Source organism: Alteribacter keqinensis (genome assembly GCF_003710255.1).
GTDB lineage: Bacteria > Bacillota > Bacilli > Bacillales > Salisediminibacteriaceae > Alteribacter > Alteribacter keqinensis.
Window position 1 is genome coordinate 1,679,463 of the sequence record NZ_RHIB01000001.1, and the last position, 20,893, is coordinate 1,700,355.

22 protein-coding genes, 1 riboswitch and 1 other annotated feature are annotated in these 20,893 nt (G+C 45.8%); of the genes, 7 read left to right on the plus strand and 15 right to left on the minus strand.

Annotation, left to right across the window (positions count from 1 at the left end):
* Nucleotides 1-416: 416 nt before the first annotated feature.
* The 3 genes from EBO34_RS08235 to EBO34_RS08245 form a co-directional block, all read right to left on the minus strand.
* Entirely contained in the window at nucleotides 417-887 is a 471-nt protein-coding gene (locus EBO34_RS08235; RefSeq protein ID WP_122897418.1) for a hypothetical protein, read from the minus strand.
* Between the two features lie 17 nt (nucleotides 888-904).
* A complete protein-coding gene (locus EBO34_RS08240) occupies nucleotides 905-1,333 on the minus strand; it encodes a hypothetical protein (RefSeq protein WP_122897419.1) in 429 nt (142 codons plus the stop codon).
* 62 nt (nucleotides 1,334-1,395) lie between these two features.
* A complete protein-coding gene (locus tag EBO34_RS08245) occupies nucleotides 1,396-2,616 on the minus strand; it encodes a putative glycoside hydrolase (protein ID WP_122897420.1) in 1,221 nt (406 codons plus the stop codon).
* Nucleotides 2,617-2,840: 224 nt separating this feature from the next.
* Here EBO34_RS08245 and EBO34_RS08250 point away from each other — a divergent pair, with 224 nt between their 5' ends.
* The 3 genes from EBO34_RS08250 (at nucleotide 2,841) to EBO34_RS08265 (ending at nucleotide 7,006) form a co-directional block, all read left to right on the plus strand.
* Nucleotides 2,841-4,601 (plus strand): UbiD family decarboxylase, encoded by a 1,761-nt coding sequence (locus EBO34_RS08250; protein WP_122897421.1) that lies wholly within the window; start codon nucleotides 2,841-2,843, stop codon nucleotides 4,599-4,601.
* Between the two features lie 738 nt (nucleotides 4,602-5,339).
* On the plus strand, nucleotides 5,340-5,870 hold the full coding sequence (locus EBO34_RS08260; RefSeq protein ID WP_346725800.1) for an NUDIX hydrolase: 531 nt from the start codon (nucleotides 5,340-5,342) through the stop codon (nucleotides 5,868-5,870).
* Between the two features lie 110 nt (nucleotides 5,871-5,980).
* Nucleotides 5,981-7,006 (plus strand): hypothetical protein, encoded by a 1,026-nt coding sequence (locus EBO34_RS08265; protein WP_142996774.1) that lies wholly within the window; start codon nucleotides 5,981-5,983, stop codon nucleotides 7,004-7,006.
* Between the two features lie 402 nt (nucleotides 7,007-7,408).
* On the opposite strand, the gene EBO34_RS08270 is transcribed toward EBO34_RS08265, so the two are convergent.
* The 8 genes from EBO34_RS08270 to EBO34_RS08305 all read right to left on the minus strand — a co-directional run bounded on the left by EBO34_RS08270 (nucleotide 7,409) and on the right by EBO34_RS08305 (nucleotide 13,191).
* Nucleotides 7,409-8,230 (minus strand): MetQ/NlpA family ABC transporter substrate-binding protein, encoded by an 822-nt coding sequence (locus EBO34_RS08270; protein WP_122897424.1) that lies wholly within the window; start codon nucleotides 8,228-8,230, stop codon nucleotides 7,409-7,411.
* Nucleotides 8,231-8,276: 46 nt separating this feature from the next.
* Nucleotides 8,277-8,939: a methionine ABC transporter permease gene (locus tag EBO34_RS08275; protein ID WP_122897425.1), complete on the minus strand. Its 663-nt coding sequence runs from the start codon at nucleotides 8,937-8,939 to the stop codon at nucleotides 8,277-8,279.
* Complete coding sequence (locus EBO34_RS08280) at nucleotides 8,911-9,942, minus strand: methionine ABC transporter ATP-binding protein (protein ID WP_122897426.1); 1,032 nt, start codon at nucleotides 9,940-9,942, stop codon at nucleotides 8,911-8,913. The genes EBO34_RS08275 and EBO34_RS08280 overlap by 29 nt, the downstream gene beginning before the upstream one ends.
* A 136-nt stretch (nucleotides 9,943-10,078) precedes the next feature.
* Nucleotides 10,079-10,181, minus strand: a riboswitch (SAM riboswitch).
* Nucleotides 10,182-10,266: 85 nt separating this feature from the next.
* Entirely contained in the window at nucleotides 10,267-10,695 is a 429-nt protein-coding gene (locus EBO34_RS08285; RefSeq protein WP_122897427.1) for an NUDIX hydrolase, read from the minus strand.
* Nucleotides 10,696-10,709: 14 nt separating this feature from the next.
* On the minus strand, nucleotides 10,710-11,234 hold the full coding sequence (locus EBO34_RS08290; protein WP_122897428.1) for a hypothetical protein: 525 nt from the start codon (nucleotides 11,232-11,234) through the stop codon (nucleotides 10,710-10,712).
* A gap of 28 nt (nucleotides 11,235-11,262) precedes the next feature.
* Nucleotides 11,263-11,862: a DJ-1/PfpI family protein gene (locus EBO34_RS08295; RefSeq protein WP_122897429.1), complete on the minus strand. Its 600-nt coding sequence runs from the start codon at nucleotides 11,860-11,862 to the stop codon at nucleotides 11,263-11,265.
* 37 nt (nucleotides 11,863-11,899) lie between these two features.
* A complete protein-coding gene (locus tag EBO34_RS08300) occupies nucleotides 11,900-12,274 on the minus strand; it encodes a GNAT family N-acetyltransferase (protein WP_122898628.1) in 375 nt (124 codons plus the stop codon).
* A gap of 710 nt (nucleotides 12,275-12,984) precedes the next feature.
* Nucleotides 12,985-13,191: a hypothetical protein gene (locus EBO34_RS08305; RefSeq protein WP_142996775.1), complete on the minus strand. Its 207-nt coding sequence runs from the start codon at nucleotides 13,189-13,191 to the stop codon at nucleotides 12,985-12,987.
* Between the two features lie 235 nt (nucleotides 13,192-13,426).
* Between EBO34_RS08305 and EBO34_RS08310 the strand changes: the two genes are divergently transcribed.
* Nucleotides 13,427-13,972, plus strand: a complete 546-nt coding sequence (locus EBO34_RS08310; RefSeq protein WP_122897431.1) for an HD domain-containing protein — start codon at nucleotides 13,427-13,429, stop codon at nucleotides 13,970-13,972.
* 320 nt (nucleotides 13,973-14,292) lie between these two features.
* A complete protein-coding gene (locus tag EBO34_RS08315; protein WP_122897432.1) occupies nucleotides 14,293-15,291 on the plus strand; it encodes a sodium:calcium antiporter in 999 nt (332 codons plus the stop codon).
* A gap of 110 nt (nucleotides 15,292-15,401) precedes the next feature.
* Here the strand turns inward: EBO34_RS08315 and EBO34_RS08320 are convergent, their stop codons facing one another.
* The gene (locus EBO34_RS08320) at nucleotides 15,402-15,959 is read right to left on the minus strand and encodes a peroxiredoxin family protein (RefSeq protein WP_183163769.1); all 558 of its coding nucleotides are present in this window, start codon (nucleotides 15,957-15,959) and stop codon (nucleotides 15,402-15,404) included.
* A gap of 142 nt (nucleotides 15,960-16,101) precedes the next feature.
* Here EBO34_RS08320 and EBO34_RS08325 point away from each other — a divergent pair, with 142 nt between their 5' ends.
* The gene (locus tag EBO34_RS08325) at nucleotides 16,102-16,449 is read left to right on the plus strand and encodes a hypothetical protein (protein WP_122897434.1); all 348 of its coding nucleotides are present in this window, start codon (nucleotides 16,102-16,104) and stop codon (nucleotides 16,447-16,449) included.
* Nucleotides 16,450-16,676: 227 nt separating this feature from the next.
* On the opposite strand, the gene EBO34_RS08330 is transcribed toward EBO34_RS08325, so the two are convergent.
* Nucleotides 16,677-17,831, minus strand: coding sequence for a dicarboxylate/amino acid:cation symporter (locus tag EBO34_RS08330; RefSeq protein ID WP_122897435.1), 1,155 nt, complete (start codon nucleotides 17,829-17,831; stop codon nucleotides 16,677-16,679).
* A 190-nt stretch (nucleotides 17,832-18,021) separates the two neighbouring features.
* Nucleotides 18,022-18,277 (plus strand) — a binding site (T-box leader).
* Between the two features lie 72 nt (nucleotides 18,278-18,349).
* Between EBO34_RS08330 and trpS the strand changes: the two genes are divergently transcribed.
* On the plus strand, nucleotides 18,350-19,339 hold the full coding sequence (gene trpS, locus EBO34_RS08335) for a tryptophan--tRNA ligase (RefSeq protein ID WP_122897436.1): 990 nt from the start codon (nucleotides 18,350-18,352) through the stop codon (nucleotides 19,337-19,339).
* Between the two features lie 257 nt (nucleotides 19,340-19,596).
* Here trpS and EBO34_RS08340 read toward each other — a convergent pair whose 3' ends face one another.
* Nucleotides 19,597-20,349, minus strand: coding sequence for a YjbA family protein (locus tag EBO34_RS08340; RefSeq protein ID WP_122897437.1), 753 nt, complete (start codon nucleotides 20,347-20,349; stop codon nucleotides 19,597-19,599).
* Nucleotides 20,350-20,427: 78 nt separating this feature from the next.
* Nucleotides 20,428-20,652, minus strand: coding sequence for a YuzI family membrane protein (locus EBO34_RS08345; RefSeq protein WP_122898630.1), 225 nt, complete (start codon nucleotides 20,650-20,652; stop codon nucleotides 20,428-20,430).
* Nucleotides 20,653-20,893 lie beyond the last annotated feature (241 nt).

A 20,893-nucleotide genomic window follows, 5' to 3' on the forward strand; every position in this document is an offset into this window, starting at 1 on the left:
TAATTAATTATTATACTTACGGCTCTATTTTTATGCAATACCTTTTTAGAAAAAGTTTTCAAAAAAATTACGGGGTCTGTCCCCGCACAATTTTGTGTAAGATTGTGGGATTGGAAGGAGTGGGTAAATCAACAGCAACTTAAGGTAATTAATACATACAAAAAAACAGACCATAAAGTGAAAAGATGCTTAAATACATTAAGCTCATAATAAAAAAAAGAAGCCCCTACAGGACTTCAAAATTAATAACCCAGTTGTATGTAATAATTTACCTATTCAACCCTTTTCAGCTCCGCAAAATTTTTTTCGCCATTCAGCTTAAAAGACTCACTGCTGATAGAATTTAGTAAACAATAACTAGGTTTATTTTAGGAAATATATATTGAATAAAGCTGTGAATAACTTTAAAAATAAAACTAGGAAAATTTTGAATATATTAGCTTTCGTTGAGAAGAGAATACCCTATCAGCATCATAGTTCCCTTCAGTAATTTCGTAGGGAAATGGGAAAGCAAATACTTGGAGTGGCTTTATTTCTTCCACCTCTGGAATAGAAAACTCGATCAAACCAGTACTTCCCCCTTTAATTGTTGTATATAATACATGATTTTCACCTATATTTACCTGTTCCCAACCTAGAAATGCAATTATCGCATAGGGGACGTCTTCTTCATAAGAATTTCCCACATGCAGATAAGTGGATTCACCACTATCTATTTTTGATGTTAATCTATATTCTCCGGGTACTGTATTTATCATAACTCCTTGTATATCATTATCCCCAAGGATTTCAGCTTCAGCATTTGCATTGAAGAAATTAGTCATTTCATCAGCAGATGACGCTCTTCTTAATGACAAATTTTCTTCTAAATTATAGGCAGCCTCCATATTGTCTTCGTCTAAAATTAAATCAGGGTCAGATACGGAGATAATCGTAATTCACCGGGTTCGTTTGAAGAAGGAGAAATGTGAAATTCAATCTGCTCAATTGAATTTGACGGTACGATATAATTTAATTTCTCATAAGTCGCTTCATCATGCTCGAATATCATCTGTTCAAAATTCTCTAGTACAAGCATCCCGAATTCAATATCTTCCTCAAAATATTGTCCCATTTCAAACAAAAGAGAGTAGTCATCAGATTGAGAGTCTGACAAGTAAGTATCAATGATTTTGGAATTTTCCCCATAGAGACCATATGATAATACTTCGGCATTTTTTTCTACTAGCCCTGGTATATCATCTTCACTTCCGATTGTTTCCCCCTCATCAATGCAACCGGTATTCATTATAGATAAAAGGAATAAAAGAGCTATATTGCAGGCAATTATCAAATAAATGCCCCCTAACTAAATAAGCAAAGGGGGCCATTCCCCCCTTTGCTATAGTTTTTGTATTAATCTTCTTTTCCGATCAAATAGTCAACGCCTTCACTGTAACGGTTACCGGCGTTCCACAGGAGGAATTCATCCACGCCGTTTTCGTACAGTGCTTTAATCTGTGCCTCCACTTCGGCAGCACGGTATGGAATGTAGTTGCCCGATCCAAGGTAGGATGCTGTAAAGTCCTGAAGCCACGGACGGGAAACAGGCGGCTCTTCCAGTTCAGCAAGCTTTTCATTCTCGATTTTAATGTACTCTGTCACCAGTTCATACGGGTACAGGTCCGGTTTGTCGAGTCCGAAATGGGCTGTCCAGTGACTCGGATAAATCATAGAGGAAATCACGTCCACATTCTCTGAAATACGCGTGAAGTTCTGGCCGATTCCCGGAGCCTCAGGCAGCGTTGCCGTGTAACCGAAAATGTCAACGGATACATCTACATCATAAGGAGCAAGACGTTCCCTCGCGTAAGCTACAAAATCAGTCACGGCATCAACACGGCGCTGCACATTGTCCCCTTCACTGTCTTTATAATCCCCTACTTCATAATTCAGCTCTTCGTCCCGGCGTTCAAACCCTTCCGGATAACGGACATAGTCAAATTGGATCTCCTGAAAACCCATTTCCGCAGCCTTGATGGCGATATCAATATTATAGTCCCAAACCTCTTTGAGGAACGGGTTCACGAACGCTTCGCCACGGCCGTTTTTCCACACTTCGCCGCTGTCTGTCGTAAATGACCACTCCGGTTTTTCTTCAGCAAGCAAGGTATCCTTAAATACTACCACCCGTGCAATGGGATACACCTCATGCTCTTCAAGACGGCTCATCATTCCTTCAGGATCACTGATGAAGGGGCGGCTGATGTCATAAAACGGATCGTCCTCTTCAGGCTTATACGTTAGAAATCCATCATCGTCTTTAATATCGATGACCATGGAATTTAAATCCGTTGTATCCATCAGGTCAAGGAGTGACTCCATGCGCGCACCGCCGGCTGAATGAGCGGTTACAAAAATCCCCCGGACGGCATCCGGATACTCGAATGTATAGCCCGAATCAAACGAAAAACGCGCCACACGATCCGGCCACTCCCGGACCTCAAGGGCGTTTGCCTTCTCGCCGTGAACGTTCATCGACACCGTTTCTTCTTCTGCAGAAGCTTGTCCTGATACCATGAACAAAGACACCCCTGCCACAAGCGCTGCTACCGTACTTTTACCGAATTTCCCCATTTTTTCACTACCTTTTCTGCCGAGTTATGTAGGCCACTATTTCCTTTATTTTATCCTATTGCCTACATTATACAACGAATTCCAGTGAAACCCAACGACATTTCCCGGCGGATTTTGTCGCATTTTCGCCAGTTCAAGGGATTGTCATTCACCCTAGCTGTGTTTTTCCTTTATAATAGAAACATATTGTCCGAAACGAGACTAAATTTGAGGTGGAACTGTTTATGCATCGCAACTTACGATCCTTTATCGATCAGTTAAAAAAAGAAAACGACCTTGTGGAAATCCACGCCGAAGTTGATCCTTATCTTGAAATTCCCGAAATTCACCGGCGCGTGATTGACGAACAGGGCCCGGCCCTTCTTTTCACAAACATCAAAGGAAGCACTACGCCTGTTGTCACAAACCTGTTTGGAACCGTTAAACGCGTCGATATGGCCTTTGGCCCAAAGCCTGAAGCCTTTGTTAAACAAGCCGTAGGTGCACTGGATAAACTGATGCCCCCAACCCTCGGCTCACTTTGGAACGAGAAAAATCTGTTTACAGATGTATTAAAAATGGGAACAAAAGGCGTCAGCCAGTCAAAAGCACCCGTCATGGAGCACCATACAACCGATGTAAACATGAAAGAACTCCCGGCCCTTACAGGCTGGCACCATGACAGCAATCCGTTTGTGACCCTTCCTCTTGTGTACACAGAGCACCCGGATCATAACGAACATAACCTGGGCATGTACCGGATTGAAATTAAAGAAGCCAAAAAGACTGGCATGCACTGGCAGATTCATAAAGGTGGCGGCTTCCATCACAGTGTTGCCGAAGAAAAAAATGAGGCACTTCCCGTTTCCCTTTTTGTAGGGGGACCGCCGGCACTGATCGTTTCTGCGATCGCACCGCTGCCTGAAGCTGTGCCTGAACTGATGTTTTCATCTCTTCTTATGGGTGAAAAATTAAACGTAGTGAATGTGGACAACCATCCGCACCCGATTATCGCTGAAGCAGAATTCGCTTTTGCCGGAGAAGTTCCTCCACACGTGAGAGAACCTGAAGGGCCGTTCGGTGACCACTACGGCTACTATTCTCTGGAGCATGACTTCCCGGTATTTAACGTAAAGCAGATGTGGAAGCGGAAAGATGCCATTTATCCGGCCACAGTCGTTGGTAAGCCGCGCCAGGAAGACTACTTTATCGGAGAGTACCTCCAGCGCCTTATGAGCCCGATCTTCCCGGTTGTCATGAACGGGGTAAAAGATCTGTGGACTTACGGGGAAACAGGTTTCCACTCCCTTGCCGGAGCCGTTGTCCGTGAAAGCTACTATAAAGAGGGCCTTGCCCACGCCCTGAGAATCATGGGTGAGGGCCAGCTGACCCTTACGAAATTCCTGATGGTGACGAATAAACCGGTGGACCTCTCCAACTTCCCTGAACTTCTGGAAGCTGTGCTTGAGCGTTTCCAGCCGGAGCGCGACCTTCTTATTTTAAACGACACGTCCATGGATACTCTTGATTACACAGGACGTAAGTTTAATGTAGGTAGTAAAGCGATTATGACCGGACTCGGGGAGGCGGTCAGGGAACTTGCCCGTACCTATGAAGGCGGCTCCATTCCGGGGGCAAAAGACGTAACGCCTTACTGTGGCGGCTGTCTCGTCATAAGCGGTCCGTCCTTTGAAGAAGATCCTGAATTTGGAGATGCCCTTGTAAAGCATGCCGGCACACAGCTGAAAGACTGGCAGCTCGTCTTCCTAGTCGATGACACTCGCATCACAGAATCCCAGCAAGCGATGCTCTGGACGACGTTTACCCGTTTCGATCCGGCCTACGACCTTTATGCGGACCGTGATATTGTCCGGAACAACATCCGCTACAAAGGACCGGTCATCATCGACGCCCGGATGAAGCCATTCTATCCTGACGAAGTGGAAACACGGGAAGACATTGACCAGCTTGTTACCGACCGCTGGAAAGAATATTTCCCCGGATAACCCAAAAAGCACTGGACCGGGAGGAACGCTCTGATGCTACAAGCACGAAACCGGCTTGTAACAGACAAAAACTCGAATGGAAAAGCCTGAGCCGCAACCGGGTCAGGCTTTTTCGCTGGCATTGGGGTAGTGCTCCGGCGCTTAAACAGGTTCGGAGCGGCTTTAAACAGCTTAGGCATGGATTTAAACAGGTTCGGCTGCACTTTCAACAGATTGCCCGCCGCATTAAACAGGTTTATTCCCCTTTTAAACAGGTTAGCCCTTTTTCCTCCCGAATTCCAAGGAATATTATGTTAAAATTTATGCAGGAATAAGCAGGTCCCACCGTTGTAAACTGACAGGAAAATAAAATAAAGCAGAGGTTTGCTTTGAAAAATAACAAAACCGCACTAATGATCTCTATTTTGGTATTAACAGGCTTCCCGGTTTTCTTCCTCTTTGTATCATTGTTTACAGGGCAATGGAGTTATCTTGCCTGGAGTATTCCACCTTCTTTTCTTGCTGGATTCACCGGCCTGATGGTTACTCTGAACCAAATAAAAAAAAGCACTCAATGATCCCGCTCCTATTCCGTTATAAGTCCTTTTTGACATGAACTGCCCCTAAAAAGGAGAGCTCAGAGCCATCTGGGCTTGCTTTTCTGTTCACTATTTACTTGGCCCCGAAAAATGCACAGTGTAACCGCTACAGCAAACGAATCGTAATGAACCGTTTAAATGAAAAATCACCCTAAAAGGAGTGAACGCCTTGGAACTTTGGGATATCTATAATAAAGACAGAAGCCTGACAGGCAGGAAAATGCAGCGTGGGAATCTATTTGAAGCCAACTCTTATCATCTAGTGGTGCATGTATGTATTTTTAACGAACGTGGCGAGATGTTAATTCAACAACGACAGGCAGATAAAAGCGGATGGCCCGGGATGTGGGACGTAAGTGTTGGCGGAAGCGCATTGGCCGGGGAAACAAGCCAGGAAGCCGCAGAAAGAGAGACGAAAGAAGAACTTGGGTATACACTATCTCTAAAGAATCACCGCCCCTGTCTTACAGTCAACTTTGAAGCCGGGTTTGATGATTATTTCCTTTTGGAAAAAAACATTCAAATCGACTCACTGCCAATGCCGACAGAAGAAGTGAACCAAGTGAAATGGGCGTCAAAACACGAAGTTTTGTCCATGATTGACGAAGGGGTTTTTATCCCTTATCACAAAAATCTGCTTAAACTATTTTATGATATGAGAGGCCTGATTGGTGCTCATACTAAAAGGTGAAAACAATTTTTTCTTCATCATGCCTGAAAGAGTGCAGAATTAGAATTAATTCAGTCATATTCCCCTGGGACGGCTCATATGATTACTACAGTGACCATTCTTTCAGAGGAGTGAATCCATTCAAAGACAAAATCACCCTGCTTACATCAGAGTTGAATTCGCTCTTAAACAAGCTTTATGAAAATAATAAAACGTCCCAACAGGTAACTGAAGTATTGATTGCCAAAAACACGGTTCAGTTTATTTGGAAAAAGGTATTGACGCTTATCTCCCTTAAAGGGTTGTTTGCCTTCCTTCTCGTTTTCGTTCCAGGATCGGTTCTTTCCTTTATGACAGGGGTTTTTCATCCCCTGTGGAACTTACCCGCCCCAACCCTTTTCTTTGCAGCCCTCATTTTTCTGACTGTCTTCTTTTTTCTCATCAGAAAAATCGTCCTTTATGAAATGACCAGGCTGGACAGCCCGTTTTTTCACATTTGTCTTTATGAAAAACTCCGCCCTGCTGAATACCAGTCTCTTGCACCCCTTGCCAGACAGAAGGACTTTGTAAACAGGTTAAGAGAGGATCTTTTTCACGCCCTTAAGGAATCGCCTGACACACTTGAACTCCTATTGGAAGAAAAAAATACAGCGATCCGCCGCCTCCTTGTTCAGCTTGAGAGCACGGAAGAAAAGGTCCTTCTTTTTAAAGAAAAGTACGATCTCCTTCTTCAGTTTCTGTTTCAGCTAAAACGAAAGCTGAATCTTCTCGTAAACGACCGCTTTACACTGGACAGCATAAACTTCGGAACGAACTACTCGTTATATAAAGTAATTAATCAGCGTCTGATCTTTATCGATGCCTATGGCGTCAATAAAGCCGAGCTTGATGAAACGATTGATACTGCCGACACGAGCAACCCCTTTGTTCAGGCCCTCCATTACTCGTTTAAGGACCCTCTTATAAATGAACACATGATCAGCTGGAATCGAACGCTTCAGGACAATTCCGAGTGGGTTCTCTCTCTTCATCTTGACGAATCCAACCGGACGAGGTTTCTGGAGAATACGGACGTGGCAAGGCTGAACCTCGCAATCACACAGGAACTTCTGTGGATCTGCTGCGAACTCGTAAATAAATTTAAGCAAAAAGGATGATAAAAGGCCCGTAAACGTTCCTTTTATCATCCTTTTATTTGTCCAACGCTTTGTTGGCTTCTTCTTTCGCTTTTTCATTGTCTTTTTTCAGATCATGGATCATTGCGTCCATCATCTGGGATGATTGTGACTCAGCCAAAATAAGTCCCTCCTGCATACGGGTTGTCCTGTTCAGTGTATCCGGTTCTTTTTTACCATATACGCGGGATATGGAATTGGTGCATCTAGACGTGTCCTGTTGCTGTTTCTTTAAAGAGAAAAATGAGATATGAGTGAGAATTCAGCATAAATGAAAAAGAATCATGATATCTGTATGGAAATTCATCATAATCTGAATGAACAAGTCGTCCCGAAAAAACAGACTCCCGGATTTTACACCGGGAGTCTGTTTTCCACTTTTATTTATTCATCCATCCACTCCGGCTTGCCGAAGCCCTGGAACTCTTCATCGATTGTATTCGCAAAGGCTTCAGATTCAACAGCTTTTCGGAGATCCTCTGCAAATGGCTCGTCAAGTGAGTCGGTGTTCACAACCACACGGTTTCGGTAGTCATCGGGCATTTCCTCCAACGCCAGTGCATCAAGCAAATCCATTTCCGCTGCGAGAGCAAAGTTCCCGGGAACTGCTGCCAGGTCAACACTGTCTACAGCTCTCGGCAGCTGGGCAGCTTCAATCGCCTGGAACTGCAGGTTTTTCGGATTGTCTTCAACATCACGTTCCGAGACAGTTGTCGGTGTTGCATCATCACTTAGTGTGATGAGACCCTCGTCTTCAAGCATTAAGAAAACACGGGCCACATTGGTCGGGTCATTTGGAACGGCAATTTGCGTACCGTCTTCAATGTCATCAAGTGAGTCATATTCATCTGAATAAATCCCCATAGGTGCCGTTGGAACAACAATCACTTCAGAGAGATCAAGTCCGTTGTCCTCTGCGAAAGTTTCCATATATATCTTATGCTGAAACAGGTTTGCGTCGATGTCGCCGTTTGCAAGAGACAAGTTTGGCTGAACGTAATCACTGAATTCCACTACATCAACCGAATAACCTAACTCCTCCAGTGATGGTTTGATGGCTTTTTCCACCATATCGCTGTACGGCCCTGCAGTCGCACCGATTTTCAGTTCTTTTTTCTCTTCTCCGCCTGCTTCACTCTCTCCTCCGGAACATGCTGCAAGTACGCTTAATCCAAATCCTAATCCTAAAAGTGCTGCTTTTTTCATCGTATCATTTCCCCTTATGTTAGTTTTTAAAATTCCTGCTCAAATATTATGATTTTTTATCCACGACCCGGGCCATCCGGTCGCCGGCAAATTGAATAAGCTGAACGAGACAGATCAACACCACAACAGTGGTGAGCATCACGGTGTTGTCATAACGGTAATACCCGAACCGGATTGCCAGGTCACCGATTCCCCCGCCTCCGACAATACCTGCCATAGCAGAGTAGCCGATTAAGCTCACTGTCGTAATTGTCACGCCTTTAATCATCGCCGGCTTCGCTTCGGATAAAATAACGTCCTTGATGATCATCCACGGAGTGGCACCGGCTGCGATCGCCGCTTCGATTACCCCTTTTTCAATATCCCGGATGGATGATTCCACGATCCGGGCAAAAAACGGTATCGCTGCCACTGATAGAGAAACAGACGCTGCAGTAGGACCGATCGTCGTTCCCGTGATCCATTTGGTAAACGGCAGTAATGCCACAAGCAGAATAATAAATGGAATAGAGCGGATTAAGTTAACCACCACATCCACGATCGATTTGAGTATCGGGTTTTCCAAAAACAGATCCTTTTCAGTAACAAATAATAAAATGCCGAGTGGCAGGCCGAACAGTATTGCCACAAACAAGGCGATCGCAACCATATAGACCGTTTCAAAGAAAGCTTTGTTCAACTCAGGCAAGAGCTCGATGATGGCTTCCATGCTGAATCACCTCCGTTGACTGGGTTCTGTTTTTCAAATACTCAATCGTTTTTACGACTTCGCCAGGCTCCCCTTTAATCTCCATAATGAACGTCCCAAGAGGCCTGTCCTGAATGTATTCGATATTTCCGTGAAGGAAGTTGCCTTTAACCTGAAATTGCTGAAGAGCATCTGACACGATGGACTCTTCCGCTGCTTCCCCCTGGAATTTCACTTTTACAATCGTTCCTTCACATCGGTCGATTAATGGCTGTGGAAGATCAAACTGAATAATCGTTTTAATAAAGTCCTGTGTTAGCGCTTCTTTTGGTGACGCGAAGATGTCATACACAGGTCCTTGTTCAATCACCTGCCCGTCCTGCATCACAGCCATCCGGTCACAAATGTCCTTCACCACTTCCATTTCGTGTGTAATAAGAACAATCGTCAGGCCAAGCTTTTTGTTAATATCCTTTAGCAGGTTAAGTATGGATTTCGTCGTACTCGGATCGAGTGCTGACGTCGCTTCATCACATAAAAGAACTTTAGGGTCATTGGCCAGGGCCCTTGCAATACCGACCCGCTGTTTCTGTCCCCCGCTCAGCTGGGCAGGGTATTGATCTTTTTTGTCATAAAGACCCACAAGAGTGAGGAGCTCATCGACTCTTTTACTTGCTTCGCTCCCGGATTTCCCCGCCGCTTTTAAGGCAAACGCTACATTGTCATGAACGGTTTTGGAGCTGATCAGGTAAAAGTGCTGAAAGATCATCCCTATTTTCTGCCGCGCTTCCCTCAGTCCTTTTTTGTCCAGTGACAAAAGCTCTGTTCCATCCACTTTAATCGATCCCGATGTCGGTTTCTCCATCAGGTTAATACACCGGAGAAGGGAACTTTTCCCGGCACCGGAGTAGCCGACGATGCCAAACACTTCCCCCTTTTTTATGTGAAGGGACACATCGTCAACTCCGATTACTGTACTCTTTTTTGTCTTGTATTCTTTCACCAGGTGGTCAATCTCGATCACGATGACCTCTCCTTTCTTAAATAACAGTCCTTACCGGAGTATAACGGTAGTTTTACTCCAACCAATTGTGAAATAATAAACATTCAGGAAAACAGAATAACCTCTTTCATCTGAAAGAGGTCATGGACACGTTCATGTCTTATCTTCCAGAATCTACATTCTGCAGGAAGTGGCACCGTTCCATCATGGAGGTTGCCGGACGTCATAGGGCCTGATCCCTCAGTCACTCTCGATAAGGAGTATGAAATTATTATTTTATAATAAAGAAAAGTTGGACAATTGTCAATAATCTTCTTTCAAAGTAGCTTCAACCTCAAACATCGTTTAAAAAAGATTCACAAGATCCTCAGGTACTACATTTAGCTTTCTTTTTTTCATTTCCTCTATAGAAATCCATAGAAGCTTGAACATTTCCCCGTTACTTTCCACACCTTCAAAGGACTCTTTATCGTAATACGCGGGATCCGTGAACGCCGCATCATACACCTGGACGATCTCGTGACCCTTCTTACCGTTAAAGGTAAAGATGTTTTCAATCGTTCCAAGGTATGTAACGCCTTTGACCGAAGTCCCGAGCTCTTCTTTTACTTCCCGTACCACTGCATCCTCACTCTTTTCCCCGTGATCGATGCCTCCGCCGACGGGGCGGTAAAAATACTCGTTCTTTACATAGTCATAACCTTCAGCGACTAAAATGCTGCCGTTATTTGAAAACACACAGACAGCCAGCGTCCTGATCTCGTTTTCTCTCATATGACTTCCCCCTTTTACCACTGACCATGAAACATCATCCGTTCCATGAGCGCTACGAAAAGTGTTGTAATGATATTTACGGTAATGATTACAATAAGTAATGTTTTTACCTGACGCGTGTAGCGTTTCAAAGCGTAGTAAACAATCGGGACTTCAACTAAAACCGTCAGCCCAAGGTAGCCAAGCAAAATAATATAGTAAGGACCGGATGTGGCTGCCATGTTCCAAGCAATGCCCCATTCACCGCTGTATATAAGGAAATTTCCGGCCCTCACGGCATACGGCAGGATAAATGATACGAAGTTTGCCAGTACGACCGCTCCAATTCCTATGACGAGTACCCGGACTGATTTTACCAGTCTCCCAAATAGAAAAATCCCGGTTATTTCAATAACGAGTGTAAGGGCAATCGCGACCGGCAAAAGCGTCCGGGGACTGTCCGTTACCCACTGCCATGACGAATTGGCAAACGCCGGTGATGAAAAAACAATTAAGAGAAGGATTACTGCAGCTACACTTACGGGTACTTTCTTTTTCACCACGGTTTCTCCATTCTTTTACTGTGTTCTATTTTATATCGATGTCGTACTCCATACGCTTCGCTGTCGTCTTCGCCACTTCAGCACCAAGAAGCCTCGTGATGATGTGAAAGCTCATATTAATGCCCGCAGATATTCCTGCAGATGTGAGAATTCGCCCTTCGTCCACGAATTTGACGTTTTCTTTAACCGTTAAATCCGGAAACTCGCGGCCCAGCCGCTCCAGGCTTCCCCAGTGGGTAGTGGCAGCTCTCCCCTTTAACAGCCCCGCCTTAGCCAGTAAAAAAGAGCCGGTACATACACTTGTCATGAGGTCCACCTTTTCGTTCTGTCCAGCAATCCATTCGATGACCCGTTCGTTATGGAATTCAATCTCCCGTGCTCCCCAGCCGCCGGGAACGATAAGAATATCCAAATCCGGTGCGTCATTAAAACTATAGTCAGGAACAACCTTCAATCCGTTTCTTGCCTTCACGGGCTCCCCCGTTTCAGAGACCGTGCTGACCTGAAACGGCTGAGTGCCGTCTTTATTTACAGTTACGGAAAACACTTCGAACGGCCCGGCAAAATCGAGAACCTCTGCTTCGTTAAACAAAAAGATTCCAACATTCCATTTGTTCTTTCTCATCGGATCGACCCTCTCTAACCATTTAGATGGTACTGTTCTAGTTTAAATCCTTTTTAAACACAAAACTCACCTTTTCGTACCCCATCTTTTCTTCATAAAAGCGGTGGGCTTCTGTACGCTGCAGACCTGAAGAAAGAGCCACTGAAGCATACCCGTGCTCTTTTGCCCAGCCATGAACAAAGGTAAGCAGTTTCTCCCCCGCTCCCTTTGAACGTAAGTATTCATCCGTTACAAGATCACAGACCCACACAAACTTTCCATAATACAGTGTGGTCATCGGCTTAAAACCGGTAACAGCCGCAAGCTTTCCATCTGTTATAAGAGCAAACATCCTGTAGCGGTCATTCTTCATGGCATCCTGTACGAGTTCTATGTAATCCTGTTCATTCAGATGTGTACGCAGCTGGTTCATGACAGGATAAGCCCGGCGCACCTCTTCTTCTGTGACAAGCTCCTTAATCAAAATATTCAGCTCCCTTTATTCGTCTGCCCCTGGAAAACACGCCAGACACCCGTTACTCTAATTCCTCATCAGACAAGGTAGTTCCTTCTTTCTCCATGAGGAAACGGGTGCTAACCCGTTAAAAGGGGATGTTAAGCCGTTAATGGTTCTGTTGAAGCCGTGAGAGCGAGCTGGGAAACCGTTAATCAGAGCTAATGTCTAATTCCCTCCTTACCGTTCAGTCCGGCGGGGAACTCATCCTTTCACGACACTGTTACGGACACAAAAACAACAAATAGGCTGGGACATAAAGAAAGTGTTTAGCCTGGAATCCGAACTATTCCCTGACATAGCGAATGAACTATACGTAGACTCCCGGGGGATTAAAAGAAGCCACTGGAAAAAGTTAAAGATCGAACATTTTCAGTGCCTTCGATGAAAAGCCAAGGTGAGACCCCGCAGTGACGAGCGTTAACTTCATGAAAATGCGACGAGTTGCTTCGACGCAGACAGCTGCAAAGGTTAGCCGGCCGAGGAAGAAGCAGGGAAGCTGGAGGAGGGTAACCCGCTTCCCGCGGAAAGCGAAGTATATTTCAGGAACGGTTTATTAGCGCCGCTTTGGTTTGTTCGGATTTTCGTTTGACTAACACACTTTTGTCCCAGCCTCTTTGCCAGTCCTATCACTTATCCTCTTTTTCCTTTACTGCTGCTAAAATTAGCACAACCATTAATGGGATAAAGAAATACCAGTGCATAAATACGTCTGCACCTGTCTCTCCCGTTTGAATATAATGATAAATACTGTTTATGACCATAGCTGCCGCAAAAATACCGATCAGAACTTTAAACACCCACATGGGTACAGGTCTCAGGATGTCTTTTAGCATAACGATAACTCCTTTTTTTACAAGTGCGTTTATTTTATCATATCCCCGGACAATCAGGCATTCCGGTCTGGACATTAGGACAGATATTGTAGAAACCTCTGCCCATACTAATAATTAAATGTTGACATACCCCCCTAGTCATCCGTATAATCTATAACAATATATTTCTTTAAGGAAGCCCGGATGTTTAAACTTTTTACAGAGTGTTAAATAAATATAGAAGGAGGTTTTGTTTATGTCACGTGTAACAATGCAGGATATTTTGAATCATGAGATCACACAGAAATTTATAAAGCGGTCGGGCCTTGCCCATGCAGTAGCGACGGCCGAATATGCGCTGAAACTTTCAAAAGTGCACGGAGTCAATCCCGACCTGGCCGTAAAAGCTGCTTTTCTTCACGATATCGGTCACTACACCTGGTATCGGAACGGAAAATGGGACTACTCTCTCTATAAAGAGAATGATATCCATGCCATTAAAGGAGCCGAACGTGCCCACAAGCTCCTCATCCGGCTCGGGGAACACCCGGTTAACGCTAAGAAAATTGCTCTGGCTGTGCTCCTGCACACCGATTCGTACCTGCCTGAAGGCGAACTTCACCTGGACCCCCTTCAAAACGTCGTCGCACTTGCGGACAAATGTGATGAAGAACCGGGCGGGAGCCATCATTACAAACAAATCTCTGATTACGATGCTTTCCAGCGTCTCAAAAAGCTCGATGAACAGATCGAAAAGGCGCTTGAAGCAGATGAAAGTGCTCAATCAGCCTCCGTGTCCTGATTGGGCATTTATTTTACACATTTTCAAAAAAGAAATGGCGTTGACGCCCAGACAGCTTCGTGCTACATTTTTAGTAAGAAAACATTCCTTTGTAAAAAGGGGAGTAGCGACCGGGAGACCGGTTAGCGAGTCGTCACTTCAGTGCGTTACGCACTCGGTTCGCTAAGCTTGTCTGCTTTCTATGAAACAATGAAAGCAAAAAGTACGCAAGACCTTTTTATGAAATGAAAGTCTGAGGCTTTTTTCAGGCTTGATTTCATAAGAAGGTCTGTTTTTATTTTACCGGGGCTTGTCCTCGAAAATAAAAGGAGAATGTTGATATGTTTCCATTTGTCTTGTTTGCTCTGGCTGCGGCTGTAACTGTGATTGCCGCTGTACGCTTATCCACCTATGCTGATGTGATCAGCGACCGTACTTCTCTCGGGGGAATGATGGTCGGCACACTGCTCCTGGCAGGAGCTACGTCTCTGCCGGAAGTGACCACCAGTGCGACAGCCGTGTTTGTAGGAAGCCCGGATATTGCTGTAGGAAACGTACTTGGAAGCAATTTGTTTAACCTGATGATTCTCGCAAGCTTTGATATTATGTACCGGAAAAAGAGACTGCTTGGAAACATTCACTCCGGACACCAGATGAGCGGATTTGTGAGCCTTGCCCTGACCGCCCTTGTGATGGTGATGATTCTCGCACCGACCGGGGTAACGATTTTAGGTATCGGCATTGAGATGTATCTGATGGTTTTCTTCTATGTTTACAGTCTGCGTAAGATGAATGAACAGGAAAAAGCCGTTCCAGAAATTGCGGCAGCTAATGAAGAAGGAGAAGAAGCCCTTCAGAAAACAACGAGCCACATTCCGTTGAAAAATGCCAAGATCGGTTTTGTCATCAGTGCCGCTGTTATTTTCGTTGCGGGATCTCTTTTAACGATCGCAGGTGACCAGATCGCCACAACAACAGGACTGGAAGCAAGTTTTGTGGGGAGCTTCTTTATTGCAGCTGCCACTTCCCTTCCTGAAGTTGTCACTGTTCTCGTCGCTCTTCAGCTTGCCAACTACAACCTGGCTGTAGGGAACATTCTAGGGAGTAACGTGTTTAACATGATGATTCTCGTTGTTTCAGATGCTCTTTTCCGATCAGGAGCGATTCTTGGGTCCGTAAGTCCGGTCCTCGCCCTGACCGCCTTTTTCGCCATCGTCCTGAACCTGATCGTTCTCGGCCACATGGTCTATTTACGCCAGAAGAGCCCAAACCGGTTTTACCTTGTCCCGTCGGTTGTGCTTCTCATCGTGTATTTTGTGGCGAGTATTATGATGTTTTAACTATATTGAAAAAATCCCCGGATCTCTCTGCAGGAGAGTACGGGGATTTTCGTTTATTCAAGGAAGGCAGCTACTTGAAAACGTCGACTCTCTATTCTGCTATTTATACATTATTCAGTAAAAAACGGATCCGACTCCAGCATCTGAGGCGAGAGTGTGCCTAAAATACGCTTGTATACTTTTTGATTCTCATCTACAAGGTACACCGTCGGCATCCCGATAATTTCAAACTCTTCTTTGACCTGGCCGTCTGTATCGACGAACACAGGGAGGGACTCCCAGCCACTGAAATACTCCTTGAGATCTGCATTTGTATCAATGTCCTTTAAATGGACCCCGACGATTTGCGTGTCAGCAAGTCCTCCTGCTTCCTTCATCTCCTTTAACCCCGCCCAGTGCTCTGTACACACTTCACACCAAGTGGTAAAAAAGATGACGATCGCTTTTTGCTCCCCTACAACATCATAAAGGTTCTGCTTTACACCCTGCGTGTCCGGCAGCGTAAAGTTCACAATCTGGTTTCCTTCATGAACGCCTTCATCTGCAGCAACCATCGCCCGCTGAGAAAGTGCCCAGTCGTGCTGGGACTGACTCGCCCAGAAAGCTCCCGCTGCCAGCAGCAGGCACGTGATCACAAGCGGCCACTGCCAAAATCGTTTTACAACCACACCTATTCCCCCTAAAAAAGACTTGTCTCCTATAAAGGTATGTCCATTTACGGAAAAAATGAATAGGATGATTTTTTTACAATAGAACAAGGGGTTAGTTTCATCACGGATTGGGAAAACCATGAACTAAGGAGGGATACTTATGTCAAAAGATCATAATCATGACGTTCACGAAAACCATCCTCACGAGCACAGCACCGCCTGCGGTCACACGAAAATCCGTCACGGTGACCACATTGACTACGTTCATAACGGCCATCTGCATCACGAACATAATGGGCACTGGGACGAGTGTACCATTCCCGTAAGCGAAACCAACCCTGATGACTGCAACAAAATCAGCTGCGGGTGTAATCATGAAGATGACTGCGGTCACGAAATGGTTCCCCACGGCGATCACATGGACTATCTCGTGGACGGCCGCCTGCACCATGTCCACGGTGACCACTGCGACGACCACGGGCCGGTCGAAATCGTTAACGTAAAATAGCCCAAGAGTAAAAGCCTCTTACGTTTTAGGGGCTTTTTTCATGAAAAAATGCCCCACAATTTCACACAAAATCGTGCGGGGACAGTCCCCCGCCGCTTTAGAGCGCAAAAGAGGTTGCCCCAAAAGGTCGGTTTTTACCTTTTGGGGCAACCTCTAAGAATGGGCGGGCAATACGCGAAAGCATTGCCGGACTCATTTGTCCTTTTAGGGCATTCTCTTGATAAGGTTTATTCTGCTGCACTTTCCTTCTTGCTGAACTTATTGACGATCATGTTAATCGCTCCGTCACCTGTAACGTTAGTGGCAGTTCCGAAGCTGTCCTGAGCCATATAAAGAGCAATCATCAGACCGACTGCGGCTTCTGAGAAACCAAGCTGTGTGGTGAGCACTCCGAGTGCCGCCATAATCGCCCCGCCCGGCACACCCGGTGCTGCAATCATGATCACACCGAGCATCGCGATAACGGGAACCATCTGACCAAATGTCGGTACAGAGTATTCACCGAGAACACTCATGACAGCCACTGCTGTCGTCACGATCGTAATGACACTTCCGCTTAAGTGAATCGTGGCACAGAGCGGCACACCGAAGTTTGCCACTTCTTCACGGACATTATTTTTCTTCGCCTGAGCAAGCGTAACAGGAATGGTAGCCGCACTGCTCATCGTACCAAGTCCGGTAAAGTAAGCCGGAAGCATTGTTTTAAGAGCTCTGAACGGATTCTGTCCTGTTACTGCACCGGCTGTGATAAACTGAATCACGATCCATAGCCAGTGAGTTGAAATCGCCACGAGAAGCACGACACCAAAGACGCTCAGTGTGTTGAACACTTCCCCTTCTGCTGCAATTTCAACGAAGATACTCGCAATGTATACAGGTAAAAATGGAATGATAATTTTACGTATCACAAGATCGATAATGTTTTTACCTTCATCAATGACTTTCATAAGCGTCAGGCTGTTTGTTTTCGCAATCCCGATACCAAACAGGAATGCGGCTACAAGTGCGGTTACAACGCCCATCAGAGGTTCAATTTCAAACTGGAAGAACGGCTGAAGCCCTTCACCTTCTGCTACAGGAGCTTGTTCCGTCGAAAGCATAGGCACAATGGCAACGGCAATAAAGAAAGCCACCACACCAGCTAAAAACGTGGAGAGGTAGGCTGTTCCAACTGTCGTACCGACCATTCTGCCCGACTCGCCGCCAAGCTTTGAGACCCCTGCTGCGATAAAGAATAAAATAATAAATGGAATAACAAAATTAATAAATTGCCCGAACAATTCCTTGATTGTCACAAAAAGCTGCGTAACCCCATCGATATTCATAAGACCGATTAAAATACCGGCTGCGATACCGATGACGAGTTTGAGTATGAGCTTCATCTTTTTTCCCCCTGTTCTTCTTGTTGTACATTGTCCATGACACACGCACAAGTGTCTTTCGATATGAACATGCCTTATATCTTGCCTTCTTTTTGGATAAAATGCAAGTAGTGAGCATAAAGTTTTATTTTTCTGATAATTAGTCCTGTTGCTTATTGACCAGAGGTCCGCTATAATAGCTTCAATACATACGATTGCGATGAGAAAGAAGAGTACGCTTTTCCATGCATTACCAGAGAGTCTGCGGTTGCTGCGAGCAGACAGTGCAGATTGGCGGAATGGACTTTCGAGCATTCAAACCGAACAGCCGCACCCGGCTCAGTAGGCTTTGACGTTTCTCATACGTTACAATGAGACCCCTTCGCGTCATGCACGCCGAGGGTAATGAGTGATTTTTCCACTGAGGAAAAATAACCAGGGTGGCAACGCGGTCCATCGTCCCTGTTTTACAGGAGCGATGGGCCTTTTTGTATGCTCAAAACGCAACCGTAATCTCAAATCGAAAGGAAGATAAACGAATGAAAACCATCTTTTCAGGCATTCAGCCAAGCGGTACACTGACCATCGGTAATTACCTTGGTGCGATGAAACACTTCGTCGGACTCCAGGAAGACAACAACTGTTATTTCTGTATCGTCAACCAGCACGCCATCACCGTCCCCCAGGATAAAGAAGCGCTCAAAAAGCAGACCCGCTCCCTTGCTGCTCTTTACCTTGCCACTGGAATCGATCCGGAAAAATCCACTCTGTTCATTCAGTCGGAAGTTCCGGGCCACGCCCAGCTGGCATGGATGCTTCAATGCGTGAGCTACATCGGTGAGCTCGAGCGCATGACCCAGTTTAAGGACAAATCAGCAGGTAAAGAAGGCGTCTCAGCCGGTCTTCTTACTTATCCACCGCTGATGGCGGCTGACATTCTTCTCTACAACACCGACATCGTTCCGGTCGGGGAAGACCAGAAACAGCACCTCGAGCTTACCCGCAATTTAGCCGAGCGCTTCAACAACAAGTATAACGATATCTTTACCGTGCCTGAAGTGCGGATCCCGAAAGTAGGCGCCCGCATCATGTCACTGACCGAGCCGACGAAAAAAATGAGCAAGTCTGCCGAAAACCAGAAGAGCTTCATCTCCATGCTCGATGATGAAAAGACAATTACGAAGAAAATTAAGAGTGCCGTTACAGACTCGGAAGGAATCGTACGCTACGACAAGGAAAATAAGCCTGGCGTATCCAACCTCCTGTCCATCTACTCTCTTTTCTCCGACATGAGCATTGAAGAGCTTGAAGCGAAATACGAAGGCAAAGGCTACGGGGACTTCAAAGGTGACCTGGCAGAGGTGGTCGTTGCGGCACTCAAGCCGATCCAGGACCGCTACAATGAACTCATCGGGAGCGATGAGCTCGACCGCATTCTGGATGAAGGGGCGGAAAAAGCAAACCGCCACGCCCGCAAGACCCTTTCGAAAGCAGAAAGAGCGATGGGACTTGAGAGGAAGCGCAGATAGGTATGTTTGGAGGACCGTCCGTTGAGGCGGTTCTTTTTTATGGAGAACTTTCTGTAATTTATGCAGACTTTTCACGGTTTTATGGAGAATTCGAGGCTGTTTATGGAGAACTTCAGACCATTTATGCAGACTTTTGGCTCACTTAAAGAGAATTAGTCAATTTACGACAAAATCCGACCTCTACCTCCGCACTTCTTCCCACAAAAAAACAACCGGCAGAGGAACCCTCTTCCCCCACCGGTTGCTCATCCAATCTCCTATTTCACACTCTCACCCTGCTGCAAATCCCACAGCTTCTCGAAAAACGGCTGCCCCTTGATCATCGCCTGACAATAGTCATCATGCTTTTTTGACCAGCCGTCCTTAATATCCTCAAACAGCCCGTCCCAACACTCATCAAATCCGCAGTTCTGAATAAACGCATACTTCTCAGGCGCCCACTCCGTATACCAGTATCGAAGCTCCGCCAGCGTGGCTTCCGCATAAAGCTGATCCAGCGCCATAAACAAAATCTGCTTCACCTGCCGCTCACGGCGGATCAGCCCGTGCATGAACGACGGATCCGGCGAAAGAATATGGTACTCCTTTTCAGGCGCCCCGTTATAGTAGCCCATAAAGTACTGACGCATAGGCTCGTCCTTCACAAGCTCAAGCACCTGCCCCTCCTGACGCGGCACCATCCGACTCTTCCGCACAGGCGTGTGGTACCCCATCGTATCCACCACAAGACAACGATCCCCGTCCGTTGCAACAAAACAATAATCGAGTTCCAGGCGCTGACTGTTCTTTCTCACATAGCTCTGCTGGTGTACATCCGCCAGAAGCTCCTCCGGCAATTCCTGAAGCGAATTCTCTATGTAGTCAAAAAGATCCTCACTCAGCTTAATAATCACCGCCTGATCCAAAAGCTCAATCCGGTCCTCTTTCCGCCATTCAAAAAACTCACACACGTTGTATCCGTTCTCTTCACCTTCAAACCAGTTTACCCATACGTCCCTCAAGTGCAGCATCGCTTCGGAACCCCCTTGCACATTGGCTTTTTTGTTATTCCTAAGTATGGGCAGACCCTATCCAGTTTATTCCACACTCTATATATTTTTCTCCTCGTCCTCATTTTTCCCGGGATAATAAATCGCCAGCCAGATCATCCCGATCCCCGCAAAAAACAAATACGACTCCAGCCGTAGCGCCATAAACAGCATATACTTCATAAACGAAAATCCCACCGTAAACAAGTTCAGGTACGCTACAAACGTTATCCCGCCCAGCACCGAAAACCCAAATCCTACAAACAGTCCCACCACGCGAAACATCTGCTTTGCACCTCCTCTTTCTTCAATACTATGTGGGAAAAAAAGAAGCATGTCCGAAACCTCACAGCGGATTGTCTTATCCCTTTCTCCTCTTATCACACACCAGCCGATTTCCGGCCGGGGCCATTCTTCAGACCAGGATCAGATCCCCTCCGCCCCGCCTAAACCTGAAGTTTACAGAAACCACCAGAGCGGGAATAACCAACTGTACTCGGGAGAAATCTACATAAAAATAAAAAGG